The organism is Pseudomonas silensiensis (assembly GCF_050434865.1).
Taxonomy (GTDB): domain Bacteria; phylum Pseudomonadota; class Gammaproteobacteria; order Pseudomonadales; family Pseudomonadaceae; genus Aquipseudomonas; species Aquipseudomonas fluorescens_W.
Genome location: NZ_JBNDJH010000004.1, coordinates 332,782 through 349,052 on the forward strand (window position 1 = coordinate 332,782; position 16,271 = coordinate 349,052).

The 16,271-nt window shown below is 56.3% G+C and carries 10 protein-coding genes; 5 read left to right on the forward strand and 5 right to left on the reverse strand.

What is annotated here, in order from left to right; all coding sequences use genetic code 11:
* Nucleotides 1–96 precede the first annotated feature (96 nt).
* The 3 genes from QF010_RS08160 to QF010_RS08170 all read right to left on the reverse strand — a co-directional run bounded on the left by QF010_RS08160 (nucleotide 97) and on the right by QF010_RS08170 (nucleotide 6,273).
* Nucleotides 97–3,861: a hypothetical protein gene (locus QF010_RS08160; protein ID WP_429532847.1), complete on the reverse strand. Its 3,765-nt coding sequence runs from the start codon at nucleotides 3,859–3,861 to the stop codon at nucleotides 97–99.
* 381 nt (nucleotides 3,862–4,242) lie between these two features.
* Entirely contained in the window at nucleotides 4,243–5,748 is a 1,506-nt protein-coding gene (locus tag QF010_RS08165; RefSeq protein WP_429532848.1) for a PhoPQ-activated protein PqaA family protein, read from the reverse strand.
* Nucleotides 5,749–5,913: 165 nt separating this feature from the next.
* Nucleotides 5,914–6,273 (reverse strand): response regulator, encoded by a 360-nt coding sequence (locus tag QF010_RS08170; protein ID WP_033054995.1) that lies wholly within the window; start codon nucleotides 6,271–6,273, stop codon nucleotides 5,914–5,916.
* A 261-nt stretch (nucleotides 6,274–6,534) separates the two neighbouring features.
* Between QF010_RS08170 and QF010_RS08175 the strand changes: the two genes are divergently transcribed.
* The 5 genes from QF010_RS08175 to QF010_RS08195 all read left to right on the forward strand — a co-directional run bounded on the left by QF010_RS08175 (nucleotide 6,535) and on the right by QF010_RS08195 (nucleotide 13,079).
* On the forward strand, nucleotides 6,535–10,026 hold the full coding sequence (locus tag QF010_RS08175) for a response regulator (protein ID WP_429532849.1): 3,492 nt from the start codon (nucleotides 6,535–6,537) through the stop codon (nucleotides 10,024–10,026).
* A complete protein-coding gene (locus QF010_RS08180) occupies nucleotides 10,026–10,859 on the forward strand; it encodes a CheR family methyltransferase (protein ID WP_429532850.1) in 834 nt (277 codons plus the stop codon). Before QF010_RS08175 ends, QF010_RS08180 begins: the two co-directional genes overlap by 1 nt.
* Nucleotides 10,856–11,449, forward strand: coding sequence for a chemotaxis protein CheB (locus QF010_RS08185; RefSeq protein WP_429509884.1), 594 nt, complete (start codon nucleotides 10,856–10,858; stop codon nucleotides 11,447–11,449). Before QF010_RS08180 ends, QF010_RS08185 begins: the two co-directional genes overlap by 4 nt.
* Nucleotides 11,443–12,624, forward strand: coding sequence for a hybrid sensor histidine kinase/response regulator (locus QF010_RS08190; RefSeq protein ID WP_033054991.1), 1,182 nt, complete (start codon nucleotides 11,443–11,445; stop codon nucleotides 12,622–12,624). Before QF010_RS08185 ends, QF010_RS08190 begins: the two co-directional genes overlap by 7 nt.
* Before the next feature lie 77 nt (nucleotides 12,625–12,701).
* Nucleotides 12,702–13,079: a response regulator gene (locus QF010_RS08195; protein ID WP_008146959.1), complete on the forward strand. Its 378-nt coding sequence runs from the start codon at nucleotides 12,702–12,704 to the stop codon at nucleotides 13,077–13,079.
* A gap of 6 nt (nucleotides 13,080–13,085) precedes the next feature.
* On the opposite strand, the gene QF010_RS08200 is transcribed toward QF010_RS08195, so the two are convergent.
* Complete coding sequence (locus QF010_RS08200) at nucleotides 13,086–14,738, reverse strand: ATP-binding protein (RefSeq protein WP_429532881.1); 1,653 nt, start codon at nucleotides 14,736–14,738, stop codon at nucleotides 13,086–13,088.
* Between the two features lie 14 nt (nucleotides 14,739–14,752).
* Entirely contained in the window at nucleotides 14,753–16,255 is a 1,503-nt protein-coding gene (locus tag QF010_RS08205) for an ATPase domain-containing protein (protein ID WP_429509886.1), read from the reverse strand.
* Nucleotides 16,256–16,271: the final 16 nt, after the last annotated feature.

Genomic DNA, 16,271 nt, shown 5'->3' on the forward strand with positions numbered 1-16,271 from the left:
GGCACTGGGCGTCGAAAAAGCGCGCAATTAAACCACAGTCAGTTCTTTCCATTCAGTCAATCTGCCGCAGGCCCCCCCTGCGGCAGATCGTGCGGCTTAAACCGGATTCAACTTCACAAGCACCTCCCAGCCGATGTAGCCGTTCTGGCTTCTTTCGAGCGCCTTCAACATCGTCTCAATGTTTAGCCGGTACGAGACTGGATCTTTCGATAACTGGCTAAGCAGTGAAGTGGTCAGTGCGAACGAATCCGCATTATTGAAAGCGTTGGCCTTGTCGATCACTTTCAGGGTGTCCAGATCACGCAGGTGGCCGGATGCCAGGTTCATCAGCGGAGCAACATCCACTCGTTGGTAGTTACCTTGGCGTCCGGATATTGGATTGTGGGCATAGGAGTGATCCAGTGTGTTGGGGGCGCCATGAAACAACTCATGAACAATGTCATCGGCGAGTACATCATGGCTATAGCCTTCAGTACGGTACTGCCGATTGAAGTTATGAGTATAGATGCGCATGAACTTCTTTTGGGCTGCGTCTTTCGGGGTTGCGCGTGCCCATTCTGCATACCAGGCCGGGTTCAGGGCTGCGTAACTTTGCGACTCCGCGGTGTCCAGGACAAAGTTGTCGGGTGTGACTTTGGCAACATCGTTTTTTACTTCGTTCAGGTGATTCAGAAGTTTGCGTCTACCTTGGCTGGAGTTGTCACCTAACAGCAGTTTCACAATCTTCCCGGAGTCGGTTTCAAGTGAGGCGTCCGTCAGGACTCTGATAGCATCGTCGACCTTTGCTTTAGAGGCTGGCAACGCGTCCTTGAGCAGTTTGCGGGTGTACGATGCCGGCATCAGCTTATCCAGCTTGAACAGATGCCAGATTTTCGTTGGTTCGAAGTTTTTGAGCTTCGCTCCCCATGGCTGACCGTGCCGGTTGAGTGCGTACCAATGGTCGTTCTGGCGTATACCCCAGACCCGGAAAAGGTCTTTCGAAGACTCCACGGGGCGCCAGGTTCCAAGACGAATGATGTCTGGATCGCCGGCTCTGGCCAACTGCTCGAATTGAGTCTGACTCGTCAACTTGCGAAAATCGGAAGTGGCGTTTTCCAAGGCCGCGATACTCCCGTTAAAACCTTTGCGCAACAGTTTTGCGCCACCCTTAAGCAAGTCCGGAACGCCATCCAGCGGATTCAGCAAGCTGCTCACCAGACCCAGGCCAGTCTTGGCCATGGCGCTGGCTTTCGTTGCAAGGGTCATGCTTCTGGCGGCAATACTGGCTACCTTAGCGATGGCTCCGACCACTAACAGAAGTGTCATCGCGGCTTCCAGGGTGCACGCAGCTACTCCTTGGAACTGTCGATCCAGGTCGTCTGAGCTGATGTCTTCGATGCATGATTTAAACGGTACGACAATATTGAGAAACGTGTTCAGATCTTCTTCACGTTCTGCGCGCAATGCCTCCAGTCGGGTTTGCCCCCAACATTCTTTCACCAACTCATCGTAGGTTGCGATTGGCCGGTGCTTGAGGACGAAGTTCACGAGCGGGTCGAATTCACTTGAATAGAAACTTTGGTAATAGCCTTTGCTTTCAGTGTTCGAAGGCAGGTGTGTCGCTGATAGTTCACCGATTTTTTCAATGACGCCGCGACTGGTATTGACGAGGCCAGGTGTGACTGCATGGGTGTAGCACTCAATGTCCGTGGGCAGTTGATGCACCGGTGCCGGATGGGAGTGGTATTTTCCACTGCTGCGGGGGCTTGTGTGTAACAGGTTCTCCCTTTCGATCAGCTCGGCCAGCTCCGCGTTTTCACGACAGACGCCGTGCAAGGTGAACAACTCATAACAACTCAGTCGTCCTTCGAAGTAGGTACACACCACCACGCCGTAACGACCGGTGGCCTGCTCTTTGTCTTTCTGACTCTCCATGGGAACCCGATTCTGCACTTTCAGGATGACGTCAAGGGTTGCCGATAATGGATTCATGGGGGGGCGGGTGATTGGATGAAGCTTGGCGACTGAAGGCCGTACAGCGAATATCGTCACCTGTCCGCGCAGCAGCTGCGCCCGGTCAGGAAGCGGCAAGGATGAAAGGGCCAGTTTCAAATGCGTACTCATGGCCTGTGCATGTGACACATAGTCCCGATTGAATTGGCGGTAAAACTCTCCATCAGGGGAAATCAGATTGGGGAGCATCTTTGGAAACGCTTGATAAATACTCTCTCCATGTTTCAAGTCCCAATCACCTGTCTGCAGGTCGTTGGACATGTGCAGTTCTACAGGGGATATGAGAAACGGTTTGGCATAGGCGTCTACCAGTGTTCGATTGCGCTTTTGGTGAAGGACGTCAATTTCAAGATAGGTGCATCCCTTGGCGACTTGCTTGAGGATGTCCAGGGCGACGCTCTTGCGGGTCGGCAAGGGGCGAGACAACGCATCAGCCGTTTCAGCAAAGGTTTTCGCATGGCGGGCGTAAGCGGCCACTGCCACTTCAAGCGAATCCTTGGCTGACCGATTCACTTCACTGTGGGTGACGATGCCGTTGAGCAACGCCCAGTCGATCACTGGGTCTACAGCAGCCAAGGCATTGAGTGTCTGTTGCGACTCGGTGACTGAGTCGGACTTCATCAGGTGTTGTATTTGCGCATGGGTCATTGAGCGCGACGATCCCGGTGAAATGATTTCCTGCACCGCGATGGTCCGGCAGTAATCAACCCATTGCGGGGTGCCTAATAGCAGAGTAGGCGGCAAGTCCTTGACCAGGAACTCCGGCGCGGTGCCGGCCAGCAATAAATGCGAGGCCAGTGCTGCGTTTTGTTCAGTGATCCGATGGTTATTGATCAGATGTTTTTCGAATTCCGTTTGAACACTGGCAAAAGACTTCTCTATGTGTTGGGCCGCATAGAGATCGAAACCGGCCACTTGATTGCGCGGCTCTTGCCCCCCGACCATCGGATGGAGATCCAACAATAGCGCGGTCAAAAGTATTTGCTGGAGAGACTCGTCCGATAAGGGCTGATTATCTTGCGCACCATACCAGTCCAAGTCTCGTACAAAACCTTTTGCCCAGATAAGAGCAATGGAGCTGGAAACAAGCGTTTTCAGATAAAACTCCGCATCAGATCGTTTGAAGGGAGTGGATTGTCCACCCAGAATAGTGCCTGACAGATGTTCCAATAATGACTGGCCCCTGATGTATTCCTTGATAAGCGCTCGAAGCCGGTTGCACTGTGCTGATGACATAGTGAGTGGATTGTTTTTCCCCGCCTTTATCAATTCCCAATAGTTGCCGAATGTCGGACTGACGGGATTTCGCTGTTCCAGGAATGCAATCAGGTTCTGGGCATCGATGACCGTCCGAGGGAGGAGGTAACGATGGAATTTCAACCATTGAGTCAGGCTGACCTGGTCATCAAGGGTGACGACGCCACCGGTCAATTGAGCCATTTCAACCAATACAACAAGATCATCGTTCAGGTCCGGAGCCAGTTTGGATGCACCCTCAAAACTCAAGGTTTTGCCTGCATAGTGTGCCTTGACCTGACCATCAGCGGTCACTTCAAACAGTGAATGTTCGGAGAGCTGGAGTTTCATCAAAAGTTTTTTGAAAGAGGCTTTTTCGACCATGTTTCGCAACATGACCCTTGCCGGCTGGAGAGCTTCTTCCAGCGATGAGCCAGACTCCAGGGAGATGGAAGCACCTTCCAGACTGACTTCCTTGGAGTAACGTTGGTCTTGCGCGCGACGCTTTAATTTGCTGAGGATTTCCTGTCGTTCGATATTATCTTTTTGACTGTTGTGGTCTTTGGGTTGGATATAACCTGAAGGTCTTGATAGGTGTCTTTGAAAGGTAGTGTCTGAATTTATAATGGTCATGGTGAGTCTATCTAATTTCTGGGTGGTGTGTTTGAGGCATCCTCTTTTAATGTTTGAATGGTCGCAAGTGAGTGTATGTAAGTGCGTGTTGCATTTTCCTGAAAATGAAAATAATGACGGCTTTAGTTTGCTGCCATGTTGTTAGGGAGCTCTTCGCTATAACTGGATGCGAACAGCGGGTTGAAGGCAGGCAGAATGAGATTGAACCACAATCGACTGGACTATTTTTCATCCTGTTAACATTGTGACCTGTTCTGAGCTAAATCCATTATTTGAAAGGCAGGTGTCTGAGTATTGCCATGCTCGTTTCTTATATTGATTTGTCTAAAAGAAACACGACAACCCCACAGAGCAAAAGGGTTGAGATTGTCGTGTCTTGATTTACTGACCCTGGGTGGCGGGTAGCGTTCTGCAAAACGCCTCATCGGCGGGTGGTGCCTGATTCGGATACGTTTCCGGAAGAACCTTGACCATCGTCGTTTCGACAACGCCGTCCGCGTACTCAGCTTCGAAGAACTCTGCGCTCCAACCCACCTTGGGAGCACGGAGAGTCGTCTGGACGTCCATTGAGACCGGCAATTGTGCTGCGGTGTAGCGCACGCCGCAGTTGTACCGGAAGTCCCGAGCCTGCGGATTACGGGCTGTCCACTGGGTCAACCTGATCGGTATTTCGGAGAAGGTCAGGTGCAACTTGGACGATGTGGCGTCCAGGCGCTGTTCCTGTGCTTTTAACCTTGGTGCGGTATGGCCGGTCTGCCGCCGTTTGATATAAGGAATCAGGTTCGCTTCAACAAACGCCCGCACATCGTGGGCGGAATTGGGAATGACCCGAAGTGTATTGTCACCCGGCAGGTCCGGAAAATACTGACGTGAAGCATCCGGGATGAAAAAGTCATCGCCACTGGCGTTGACGATGTATTTCGGGATCTTCAAGCGGTCGGTGTAGCCGGACAGATTCCGATAGGTCATCGGATCCTCGACCTGCATCAGTTTCTTGAACGGCTCGGTCTTGCGCTGGGCGATCACACCTTGCAAGTAGTAGTCGATGTACGCCAGTGGCCAGTTATCGCCGTAGGCCAGAAACGTCTGGTCGAACACTTTGTCCGTGTTCAAGACGTCGATGACAAACGGCACGATGCTATCGACGCGTGAGTCCGCAAGGGCGGACAGCCATACCGCCCAACCGCGTTTCGACGCGCCGGTGGCAAGAAAACTCACCACCTGGCCTGGTTGCGTCTCCTTTTGCGCCAGGTCCATGGCTTTGACCAGCGCTTCCATCATCGGCACATGCAGCGACATAAAGGGCTGTTGTTCCGGGGCCTGCATGAATAGTTTCCAGCTGTGGGCAACGCTGCCATCTTCTGTGCGCGGCACGCCGTCATCGCTGTAGGTCAAATACTGGTTAGGGACATTACTGACAGCCACTACGATCAAACCGGTTTGCCGGGCAATGTTGAGCAGTGTCTGCTGCGAAAAGTTGTTGGGTGCTGCCGGAGACTCACCGGGCAAAGGGTTGTTGACGCCGTCATTGGCGACCAGCACGGCGCGCGTACCGTTGACGTTGTCGGGAATGTACAGGTCGACGCCATGAGTCCAGTCCGCCGGAGTGACTTGACCGCCCTGGCCCCAGGACTGTGACGTCAGCTCGAAGCGTCGGATGTTGACGCCGGGTTGTTGCTCTTGTCCCTTACTGATGTAGCGCAGCGGTTGCGTCGCTTGGGCTTTGCGATAGCAGCTCAATACTTCGCTGAACGCCTGTCCGCTCTGTTCAAAGCAGTGCTGGGGATTGTCGGAAGAGGCTGACTGGCAACCGTATCCGACGATGAGCATCAGCAATAATCCGCTGATTTTCAAATAACGTGCGTAGCGTTCAGTTCGACTCGGCATGGACTCGGTTCCTTATGAGTGGGGTCACCGGTCCAATCAAACGCCAGGCGGGCGGTCTTTTCTACTGTCAAACTTGACAGGTCAGCGCCCAAAAACGCCGAAAAATGCAGCCTTACGTTGGTTTATGCAGAAAAGTGGTGGGGCCAGGATGCCCAGTCAACTGTCTCAGGCCAGCATGCCTTTGACCTTGTCGCGCAGCTGATCAATCGAAAACGGCTTGCCGATCACTGACATGCCTGCGGGCACATCAAGGGTTTCGGCATAACCACTGGCAAACAGGATGGGCAGTTCGGGGCGCAGCATCCGGGCCTGGGTGGCCAGTTGACGCCCATCCATCACCGGCAAACCGACATCGGTCATCATTAAGTCGATGTACTGGTCTTCATCGTTGAGGAATTCCAGTGCCTTTTCACTGCCATCGGCCTCGAGCACCTTGAACTCGAGTTCCTCCAGCACATCGACAATCAGCATGCGCACGATGGCGTCGTCTTCGACTACAAGGATGATGGACGCGGTGGCGGACATAGTGGGGTTCTCAGAGGTTGAATTCGCGGTTGTCGGCCGATCTAGATCGCCGGGCTCTTGCTTGAGTAAGTTTCGGAACCCGACAAGTTCCCACGCGGTAGAAAAAAGAATAGCCGCACAAGTGTTGGCAAGGATAACCGCTCCTTTGCGCTGGAGCAGTGGAATGTGGGATTTTGCGCGAAAAGGTGTCAGAAAATTGGATCAATCCGGCGCTTTTGGGGCAAACTCCTTGGTTTTCAACAGTTCGACAAGGTTTCCCCCATGACATCCGCGTCTTCGGTTGATGAGCAACGATTCCGCAAACTCCTGAGCCGCAACGTCAGCCTGCCATTGGGTGTCGGCGTGCTCAGCGCAGTGTTCTTTGTTTCTCTGATCACTTATCTGTTGTCGATGATCCAGTGGGTCGAACACACCGACCGGGTGATCAATAACGCCAATGAATCGATCAAACTGACCGTCGATCTGGAAACCGGTATGCGCGGCTTCCTGCTCACTGGCGACGAGCACTTCCTTGAACCCTACGAAACGGCCAAGCCGCGAATCGCTGTCGCCCTCAATACGTTGCTTGAACTGACCGCGGACAACCCGGTGCAGACCGACCGTCTGCACCGGCTCCAAGCCTTGCAGAATGAGTGGGCCACTTACGCGCAGACACTCATTGAATTGCAGCGCGCCAGCGGCGATTACCGCAGCGCGGTCAAGGCCGGGCGCGGCAAGCGGCTGACTGATGAGATCCGCAAGCAATTCGAAGACGTGATCGATATGGAGCAGCAGTTGCGCGCCACGCGCAACGAGGACGTGCGCCGCACCACGATCTGGAGCATCAGCCTTTATCTGTTGTTCATCGCCGGGATCAGCGCATTGCTGGCTTATATTGGCCGTCGGGATTTGCTCAACCTTTCACAAAGCTACAGCGCCAACCTCGCCGCGCAACAGGCCAGCGCCAAGCGTCTGAAACAACAGGCCTGGCTGCGCAATGGCCAGACCGAACTGGCCGAGCAAGTGCTGGGGCAACTGTCGCTTAATCTGCTGGGCCGCAACATCCTGCAGTTCTGCGCGCAGTACTTGGGCACCGCCGTCGCAGCCATCTATGTCCGCGAAGAACATGGCGGTCTCAAGCGCATTGCCTCTTACGGTTTTTCCCGCGAGCAGGAAGCGCGCGAACAGCAGATTTACAGCGATGAAGGCATTGTCGGCCAGGTGGCGAACCAGGCTCGCTTGATTCGTCTTGATGACGTGCCGAGCGATTACTTCAAGGTCAGCTCCGGCCTGGGCGAAGGGTTGCCCCATAGCGTGCTGGTCGTGCCGACCAGTGACGACGACCGGGTCAACGGTGTGATCGAACTGGGCTTCCTGCGCCCGCTGACGGACCGTGATGTCGAATTGCTTGAACTGATTGCCGGCAACATCGGCACGTCCATCGAGGCCGCTCGCTATCGCCAGCGCTTGCAAGAAGTGCTGGCCGAAACCCAACAGCTCAACGAAGAGCTGCAGGTTCAGCAAGAAGAGCTCAAGACCGCCAACGAAGAGCTGGAAGAGCAGTCGCGGATTCTCAAGGAATCTCAGGCGCACCTGGAAACCCAGCAGGTCGAGCTTGAACAAACCAATGAGCAACTCGCCGAACAAGCGCAGATCCTCGCCGACCAGCGCGACGTCATGGACCTGAAGAACACCGAACTCAATCAGGCCCAGATCCAGCTCGAAGAACGCGCCGAAGAGTTACAGCGCTCGAGCAAGTACAAGTCTGAATTCCTCGCCAACATGTCCCACGAGTTGCGCACGCCGCTGAACAGTTCGTTGATCCTGGCCAAGTTGCTGGCGGAAAACCCCCAGGAAAACCTCAGCGCCGAGCAGGTCAAGTTTGCCGAGTCGATTTATTCCGCCGGCAATGATTTGCTCAACTTGATCAACGACATTCTCGACATTTCCAAGGTCGAAGCCGGCAAGCTTGAGATGCGACCGGAGAACACCAGCGTCGCCCGTCTGGTGGATGGCTTGCGGGGGATGTTCGAGCCCTTGGCGACGGACAAGAAACTGGATTTCCAGGTCGAGGTGCAGGCCGGTGCGCCGATGATGATCTACACCGACCGCCAGCGTCTGGAGCAGGTCATCAAGAACCTGCTGTCCAACGCGGTGAAATTCACCGAAAAAGGCACGGTCAGCCTGACGGTTGCCAGCCAGCCAGGCGACGGTATCGCCTTTATCATTCGCGATTCGGGGATAGGCATTGCCGCGGATCAGCAGGACAGCATTTTCGAAGCCTTCCGCCAGGCCGATGGCACCACCAATCGCCGTTACGGCGGCACCGGCCTGGGCTTGTCGATTTCCCGTGACCTGGCCGCTTTGCTCGGCGGTTCCATCAGTGTCACCAGCGAGCCGGGGCAGGGCAGTGTGTTCACGCTGGTTTTGCCGCAGCATTACGTTGAACCGGGCGAGGAGCCTGTCGAACCGATGAGAGCCACGCCGGTGGCCATTACGCCGAGAGTGACGCCCGCCGCGCTGGTGCCGTTGATTGCCGAAGTCGATATCCCGCGTTTCGACGACGATCGCACCAAGGCCCCATTCGCCACTCGTTGCATTCTGGTGGTGGAGGACGAGCCGAACTTCGCCAATATCCTTTACGACCTGGCGCATGAGCTGGGTTATCAGTGCCTGGTGGCGCACGGGGGGGACGAGGGTTACGACCTGGCCAGGGAATTCATCCCGGACGCCATTCTGCTGGACATACGTCTGCCGGATCACTCCGGGTTGAGTGTGTTGCAACGCCTGAAGGAGCACGCTGAAACCCGGCACATTCCGGTGCATGTGATTTCGTCGGAAGACCGGGCCGAAGCCGCGATGCACATGGGCGCCATCGGTTATGCGGTCAAACCGACTACCCGTGAAGAGCTCAAGGACGTGTTTGCCCGCCTTGAGGCCAAGCTGACCCAAAAGGTCAAACGCGTCCTGCTGGTCGAAGACGATGATCTGCAGCGTGACAGCATTGCCCGGCTGATCGGCGACGATGACATCGAGATCACTGCCGTTGGCCTGGCGCAGGACGCGCTGAACTTGCTGCGCACGACGATTTTCGATTGCATGATCATCGACCTGAAGTTGCCGGACATGCTCGGCAACGACCTGCTCAAGCGCATGTCCACCGAAGATATCTGCTCGTTCCCTCCAGTGATTGTCTACACCGGGCGCAACCTCACCCGGGACGAAGAGGCCGAGCTGCGCAAGTATTCGCGCTCGATCATCATCAAGGGCGCGCGCTCGCCAGAGCGTTTGCTGGATGAGGTCACACTCTTTCTGCACAAAGTCGAATCCAGGTTGTCCCATGAACGCCAGAGGATGCTCAAGACCGCGCGCAGTCGCGACAAGGTCTTCGAGGGTCGCAAGGTGCTGCTGGTGGACGACGATGTACGCAATATCTTCGCCCTCACCAGTGCCCTGGAGCAAAAGGGTGCAGTCGTGGTCATCGGCCGAAACGGTCGTGAAGCGATTGAAAGACTGAATGAAGTCGAGGACATCGATTTGGTGTTGATGGACGTGATGATGCCGGAGATGGACGGTTACGAAGCCACCATCGAGATCCGCAAGGACCCGCGCTGGCGCAAGCTGCCGATCATTGCGGTGACGGCCAAGGCCATGAAGGACGATCAGGAGCGCTGCTTGCAAGCGGGCTCCAACGATTACCTGGCCAAGCCCATTGACCTGGATCGCCTGTTCTCGCTGATTCGCGTGTGGTTACCGAAGATGGAACGCATTTAGTGGAACGCAATTTTTCAGTGGAACGAAATAGCGAGATCGAAATTCGCTTGTTGATCGAGGCGATCTACCTCAAATACAGCTATGACTTCCGCGATTACTCCGGCGCTTCGATCAAGCGCCGGGTCAATCACGCGTTGAACCAGTTCGAGTGCACGACCATTTCAGCGTTGCAGGAAAAGGTCCTGCACGACCCGACGGCGTTCATGCAGTTGCTGCAACTGCTGACGATCCCGGTCAGCGAGATGTTCCGCGACCCTTCGCATTTCCTCGCGATCCGTCAGGAAGTGGTGCCGCTGCTCAAGACTTACCCCTCGATCAAGATCTGGATCGCCGGTTGCAGCACGGGTGAAGAGGTCTATTCGATGGCGATTCTGCTGCGCGAAGAAGGCTTGCTCGATCGCACCATCATCTACGCCACCGACATCAACCCGCGCTCACTGGACAAAGCCAAGCAGGGGATTTTCTCCATGGAGAATGTCCGCGCCTACACTCATAACTACCAGCAGGCAGGTGGCCAGCGTTCGTTCGCCGACTACTACACCGCGGCTTACGGTTACGCCATTTTCGACAAGACGCTGTGTGAGAACGTGACCTTCGCCGATCACAGCCTGGCGACTGACAGTGTCTTTTCAGAAACTCAATTAATTTCGTGTCGTAATGTTTTGATTTACTTCAACAAAAAGCTTCAGGATCGTGCGTTCGGTTTGTTTCATGATTCCCTTTGCCATCGAGGATTTTTGGTGCTGGGCAGCAAGGAAACCGTGGATTTCTCGGCCTACGGCAACCAGTTCGAACCGTTGGTCAAACAAGAACGGATTTACCGCAAATCATGAACAGTGCAGCGGATTTGCCTTCTATAGAGGCTATCGTGATCGGCGCCTCGGCCGGCGGTGTGGAGGCGTTGCTGAGTATCCTCAGCCCATTGCGAGAAGGCTTCACGCTGCCGATCATCGTGGTGTTGCACCTGCCGGAAGTACGTCGAAGCCATCTGACCGAGGTGTTCGCACGGCGAGTATCCATGCCTGTGCTGGAAGCCCGCGACAAGACGCTGGTCGAAGCCGGAACGCTGTATTTCGCGTCACCGGGTTATCACTTGTCGGTGGAGCAGGACCGCAGTTTTTCCTTGAGCCTGGAAGCCCGCGTGCATTATTCGCGCCCGGCCATTGATTACCTGTTCGAGTCGGCCGCCGATGCTTACGGTTCAGCCTTGGCCGCGGTGTTGTTGACCGGCGCCAACCGTGATGGCGCCCACGGCCTGGCCCAGGTCAAGCGCCGTGGCGGCATGACCATCGTCCAGGACCCGGATGAAGCCCAGGTCGCAACCATGCCCCGGGCTGCACTTGATTTACACCAGCCAGACCACATCCTCCCTATACGCGGCATCGGCCGTCTGCTTGTCGAGCTGGAACGAATCGCATGCTAAGTACTACCCAGGCCAAATTGCTGATCGTCGACGATCTGCCGGAGAACTTGTTGGCGCTTGAAGCGTTGATCAGGCGCGAAGACCGTATCGTCTATAAAGCCTTGTCCGCCGACGAAGCCTTGTCGCTGTTGCTGCAACACGAGTTCGCCATGGCCATTCTCGACGTGCAGATGCCCGGCATGAACGGCTTCGAACTGGCCGAGCTGATGCGCGGCACGGAAAAGACCAAGAACATCCCGATCGTGTTCGTCAGTGCCGCCGGTCGTGAGCTGAACTACGCGTTCAAGGGCTATGAGAGCGGCGCCGTGGACTTCCTCTACAAGCCGCTGGATATCCATGCGGTCAAGAGCAAGGTCAACGTGTTCGTCGAGCTTTATCGCCAAAGCAAAGCGATGAAACAACAGGTCGAAGAGCTGGAGCAAAGCCGCCGTGAGCAGGAAGCGCTGCTCAAGCAGTTACAGAGCGCCCAGCTGGAACTGGAACAAGCGGTGCGCATGCGTGATGACTTCATGTCCATCGTCGCCCACGAAGTCCGCACGCCGCTCAATGGCCTGATCCTCGAAACCCAGTTGCGCAAGATGCACCTGGCCCGGGATAACGCCGCGGCGTTCACGCTGGACAAGATGCACGCGATGGTCGATCGCGACGAGCGGCAGATCAAAAGCCTGATCCGGCTGATCGAAGACATGCTCGATGTATCGCGCATTCGCACCGGCAAGTTGTCGATCCGGCCGACGCGCTTCGATCTGTCGGCGCTGGTTCGCAGTTTGTTGCAAAACTTTGCCCCACAGGTCGATGCTGCCGAGTCCTCGATCACCCTGGAGGCCGAGCAACCGGTGGTGGGTAGCTGGGACGAATTCCGCATTGAACAGGTGATTTCCAACTTGCTGACCAATGCTTTGCGTTACGGCGCCAAGAGTCCGATCACCGTTAAGGTGTACAGTGAGAGCGGTCAGGCTCGGGTGGAAGTGCGCGATCTCGGGATCGGCATTGGCGAAGAGAACCAGAAGCGTATTTTCCAGCAGTTCGAACGCGTCACGGCCAAACACGCTGTCGCGGGGTTGGGCCTGGGCTTGTTTATTTCCGAGCAGATTGTGGCCGCCCATGGCGGTTCCATTACCGTCGAAAGCCGGATTGGCGAAGGCGCCTTGTTTCGCGTTTGTCTGCCGCTGTAGGAAAATAGCCGGATAAACGCAACCTCTGATCGACCCCACGGTCGTATCAGCAGCTATTGATCGAACAAAGGCTTCCCATGAGTGAAGATGCACAAGACGTCGTATTGATCGTCGAAGATGACCCCTCGATTTTGATGGTGCTGTCGGCCTATCTGTCGGGTGAGGGCTACCGGGTATTGCAGGCCGAAAACGGCGAGCAGGCCTTCGAGATTCTGTCGAGCAAACCGCACCTGGACATGATGATCACCGATTTCCGCCTGCCGGGCGGAATCTCTGGCGTCCAGATTGCCGAACCTGCCGTGAAGCTGCGACCGGAACTCAAGGTGATCTTTATCAGCGGTTATCCGCAGGAGATCCGCGAGACGGACAGCCCGATCACCCGTAAGGCGCCGATCCTGGCCAAGCCGTTCGATCTGGATGTGCTGCAGGAGCTTATGCAGGAAATGCTCTCGTAAGCACTTTCAGACGCGGATCATCTCCCGCACCTTCGCCGTCAACAGGTCGAAGGTGAACGGTTTGGTGATCATCTGCATGCCGGGATCAAGGAATCCGCCGCGCACCGCCGCGTGTTCGGCGTAGCCGGTGATGAACAACACCTTCAGATTCGGTCGGTATTGCCGGCCGATTTCCGCCAGTTGCCGGCCATTCATGCCGGGCAATCCCACGTCGCTGATCAACAGATCGATACGTTGCCCGGAATCCAGAATCGGCACCGCGCTGGCGGCATCGCCAGCCTCGACGAAGGCATAGCCCAGATCACTCAACACCGTACTGACCAGCACTCGCACCGCCGGATCGTCCTCGACGATCAGCACCGTTTCGCCATTCTGCGCGAACGGAGCGTGCTGCACGTTCACCGGACTGTCCTGAGGCACGTCACCGCCGAATCGCGGGAGAAACAGGCTCACCGTGGTGCCTTCGCCCACTTTACTGTGAATGGCGACGTGGCCGCGTGATTGCTTGCTGAAGCCATAGATCATCGACAATCCGAGGCCTGTGCCCTGGCCGATTGGCTTGGTGGTAAAGAACGGATCAAAGGCTCGGCTGATGGTGCTTTGCGGCATGCCGCACCCAGTGTCGGTGACGCTCAGCACCACGTAATCACCCGGTTGAAGGTTGCTTTGGGTCTTGGTGAAGCCAATGTCCAGATACTGATTGCTGGTTTTCACCACCAGTTTGCCGCCATCGGGCATCGCATCCCGAGCATTGATCACCAGATTGAGCAGGGCGCTTTCCAATTGGTTGGGATCGGCCTCGGCCACCCAGAGTTGCTCGTTCAGTTGCATGTCCAGCTGAATGGTTTCGTTGATGCTGCGCTCAAGCAACTCGCCCATGGACACCACCAGAGTGTTCATGTTCACGGGTTTGGAGTCCAGCGACTGACGCCGGGAGAACGCCAGCAGGCGGTGGGTCAGGCCTGCCGCGCGGTTGGCGGAGGTCACACCCAGGTCGATAAGGCTGTCCAGATCTTCGGTGCGCCCACGGGCCAGACGTCGGCGCAGCAGCTCCAGGCTGCCGATGATGCCGGTCAGCATGTTGTTGAAGTCGTGGGCAATGCCACCGGTGAGCTGGCCGACCGCTTCCATTTTCTGCGATTGGCGCAGGGCTTCTTCATTGTTGCGCAGTTGGGCGGTGCGTTCCTCGACCTGTTGTTCGAGGGTTTCGAGGGTGTTTTGCAACCGCAGTTCGCTTTGACTCAGATCGATCAGGCGGTCCCTGGCTTCGTACTGTCGTCGACGTCCGCGCAATGCGGTGGTCACCAGACTGATCAATGTGACCGGGTGAAAAGGGCGCTCAAGAAAGGTCACGTTCCCCAGCTGTGGGCCGTAGCGCGACGCCGGGTTTTGTTCCGGGCCGCCATGGTGGGTCATCAATACAATCGGAAGGTCCGACCAGGTCGGTTGTTGCTCGATCAGCCCGAGCAGGGGCTCAAGATCACCCCCCAACAACGCCTCGGAAGAGATCAACAGCAAGCCAGCCCCTTGCTCCAGCTCGCGGCATAACGCCACCAGGTCCCGAGTAATCACCCCGTCGTAACCCGCTTCGTTGAGCATCATCAGCGCAATCTGGCTGTCGCGACCCAGCGGTGCGAGAATGATCGCGCGCTCGGACATTGCGTCCTTGGCAATCACGGGTTTTGCTCCTCAAGCAAAGGATTGCTGGCACCCAGATAGGTCGGGACACCCCGCAATACCCCCTGAAAGGCATCCAGCGGTTCACCAATGGTCATGCCCTGAGCGCTGATGCGGTATTCCCGAATGGTTGACTCATGGCTGCCCGTGCGTTTCTTGATAATCGAGATCGCCCGGCGAACCTTGCCCAATGCCTCGAAGTAGCGCAGCAGGATGACCGTGTCGGCCAGATAGGTGATGTCGACGGGGGCTTGCATGTCACCGACCAGTCCATGCTGGGCGACGGTCATGAAGGTCGCGGCACCCTGGCGATTGAGGTACAGCAGCAACTCGTGCATGTGCAGTACCAGCGCGTTTTCTTCGGGCATCGCCGCCTGATAGCCATTGATGCTGTCGATCACCACGGTCTTGATATTGCCCTCATCGACGCAGCGACGAACCCGGTAGGAAAACTCGCCGGGGGACAACTCAGCCGCGTCCACTTGCTCGATCATCAGGTTGCCGGTGTCTTGCAGCGCCTTGAGGTCGATGCCGATGTTCTTCATGCGCTCGAACAGCAACCCAAGCTCTTCATCGAAAATGAACAGCGCGGCTTTTTCGCCTCGGGCCACGGCGGCAGCGGCGAAGATCATCGAGATCAGCGATTTGCCGGTACCGGCCGGGCCGAGGATCAACGTGCTGGAACCGGTCTCGATCCCGCCGCCGAGCAGGGCGTCCATGGCCTTGATGCCACTGGACAATTGCTGGCGGACATAGCGACCGCGATGTTCGGCGGCCACCAGACGCGGAAAAACATGCACGCCATCGCCCATGATGGTGAAGTCGTGATAACCGCCACGGTACTTCTGACCGCGATATTTCACCACACGGATGCGCCGCCGCTCGGCGCCATAGTTGGGGGTCAGTTCTTCAAGGCGAACAACGCCGTGGGCCACACTGTGCACGGTTTTGTCGAGGGATTCGGTGGTCAGGTCGTCCAGTAACACCACCGTGGCGTCATAGCGCACGAAGTAATGTTTGATCGCGAGGATCTGGCGACGGTAGCGCAATGAGCTTTGGGCCAGCAGACGGATCTCGGAAAGACTGTCGAGCACCACGCGGGTCGGCTTGATCCGTTCGACCACTTCGAAAATCTGCTTGGTGGCTTCGCCCAGTTCAAGGTCCGAGGAATACAACAAGCTCTGCTGATGCTCGGCATTGAGCAGGCTTTCCGGGGGCGTCAGCTCAAAGATGTGGATGTTCTCATCCAGTTCCCAGCCGTGGGACAAAGCCCCTTGGCGCAATTCGCGTTCGGTCTCGGACAGGGTGATGTACAACGAGCGCTCGCCGGCACGAGCGCCGGCCAACAGGAAATGCAAAGCGACGGTGGTTTTGCCGGTACCGGGTTCACCCTCCAGTAAAAACACATGCCCGCGGGACAAGCCACCGGCCAGGATGTCATCCAGACCTTCGATGCCGGTGGCGGCTTTTGCACTGATCAACTCGTTAGATGTAGACAAAAAATGCCCTCTCATG

Coding starts and splice junctions, on each gene's coding strand:
- QF010_RS08175 (WP_429532849.1), top strand. CDS start 6,535: ATGACATCCGCGTCTTCGGTTGATGAGCAACGATTCCGCAAACTCCTG.
- QF010_RS08170 (WP_033054995.1), bottom strand. CDS start 6,273: ATGTCCGCCACCGCGTCCATCATCCTTGTAGTCGAAGACGACGCCATC.
- QF010_RS08195 (WP_008146959.1), top strand. CDS start 12,702: ATGAGTGAAGATGCACAAGACGTCGTATTGATCGTCGAAGATGACCCC.
- QF010_RS08200 (WP_429532881.1), bottom strand. CDS start 14,738: ATGTCCGAGCGCGCGATCATTCTCGCACCGCTGGGTCGCGACAGCCAG.
- QF010_RS08185 (WP_429509884.1), top strand. CDS start 10,856: ATGAACAGTGCAGCGGATTTGCCTTCTATAGAGGCTATCGTGATCGGC.
- QF010_RS08160 (WP_429532847.1), bottom strand. CDS start 3,861: ATGACCATTATAAATTCAGACACTACCTTTCAAAGACACCTATCAAGA.
- QF010_RS08190 (WP_033054991.1), top strand. CDS start 11,443: ATGCTAAGTACTACCCAGGCCAAATTGCTGATCGTCGACGATCTGCCG.
- QF010_RS08165 (WP_429532848.1), bottom strand. CDS start 5,748: ATGCCGAGTCGAACTGAACGCTACGCACGTTATTTGAAAATCAGCGGA.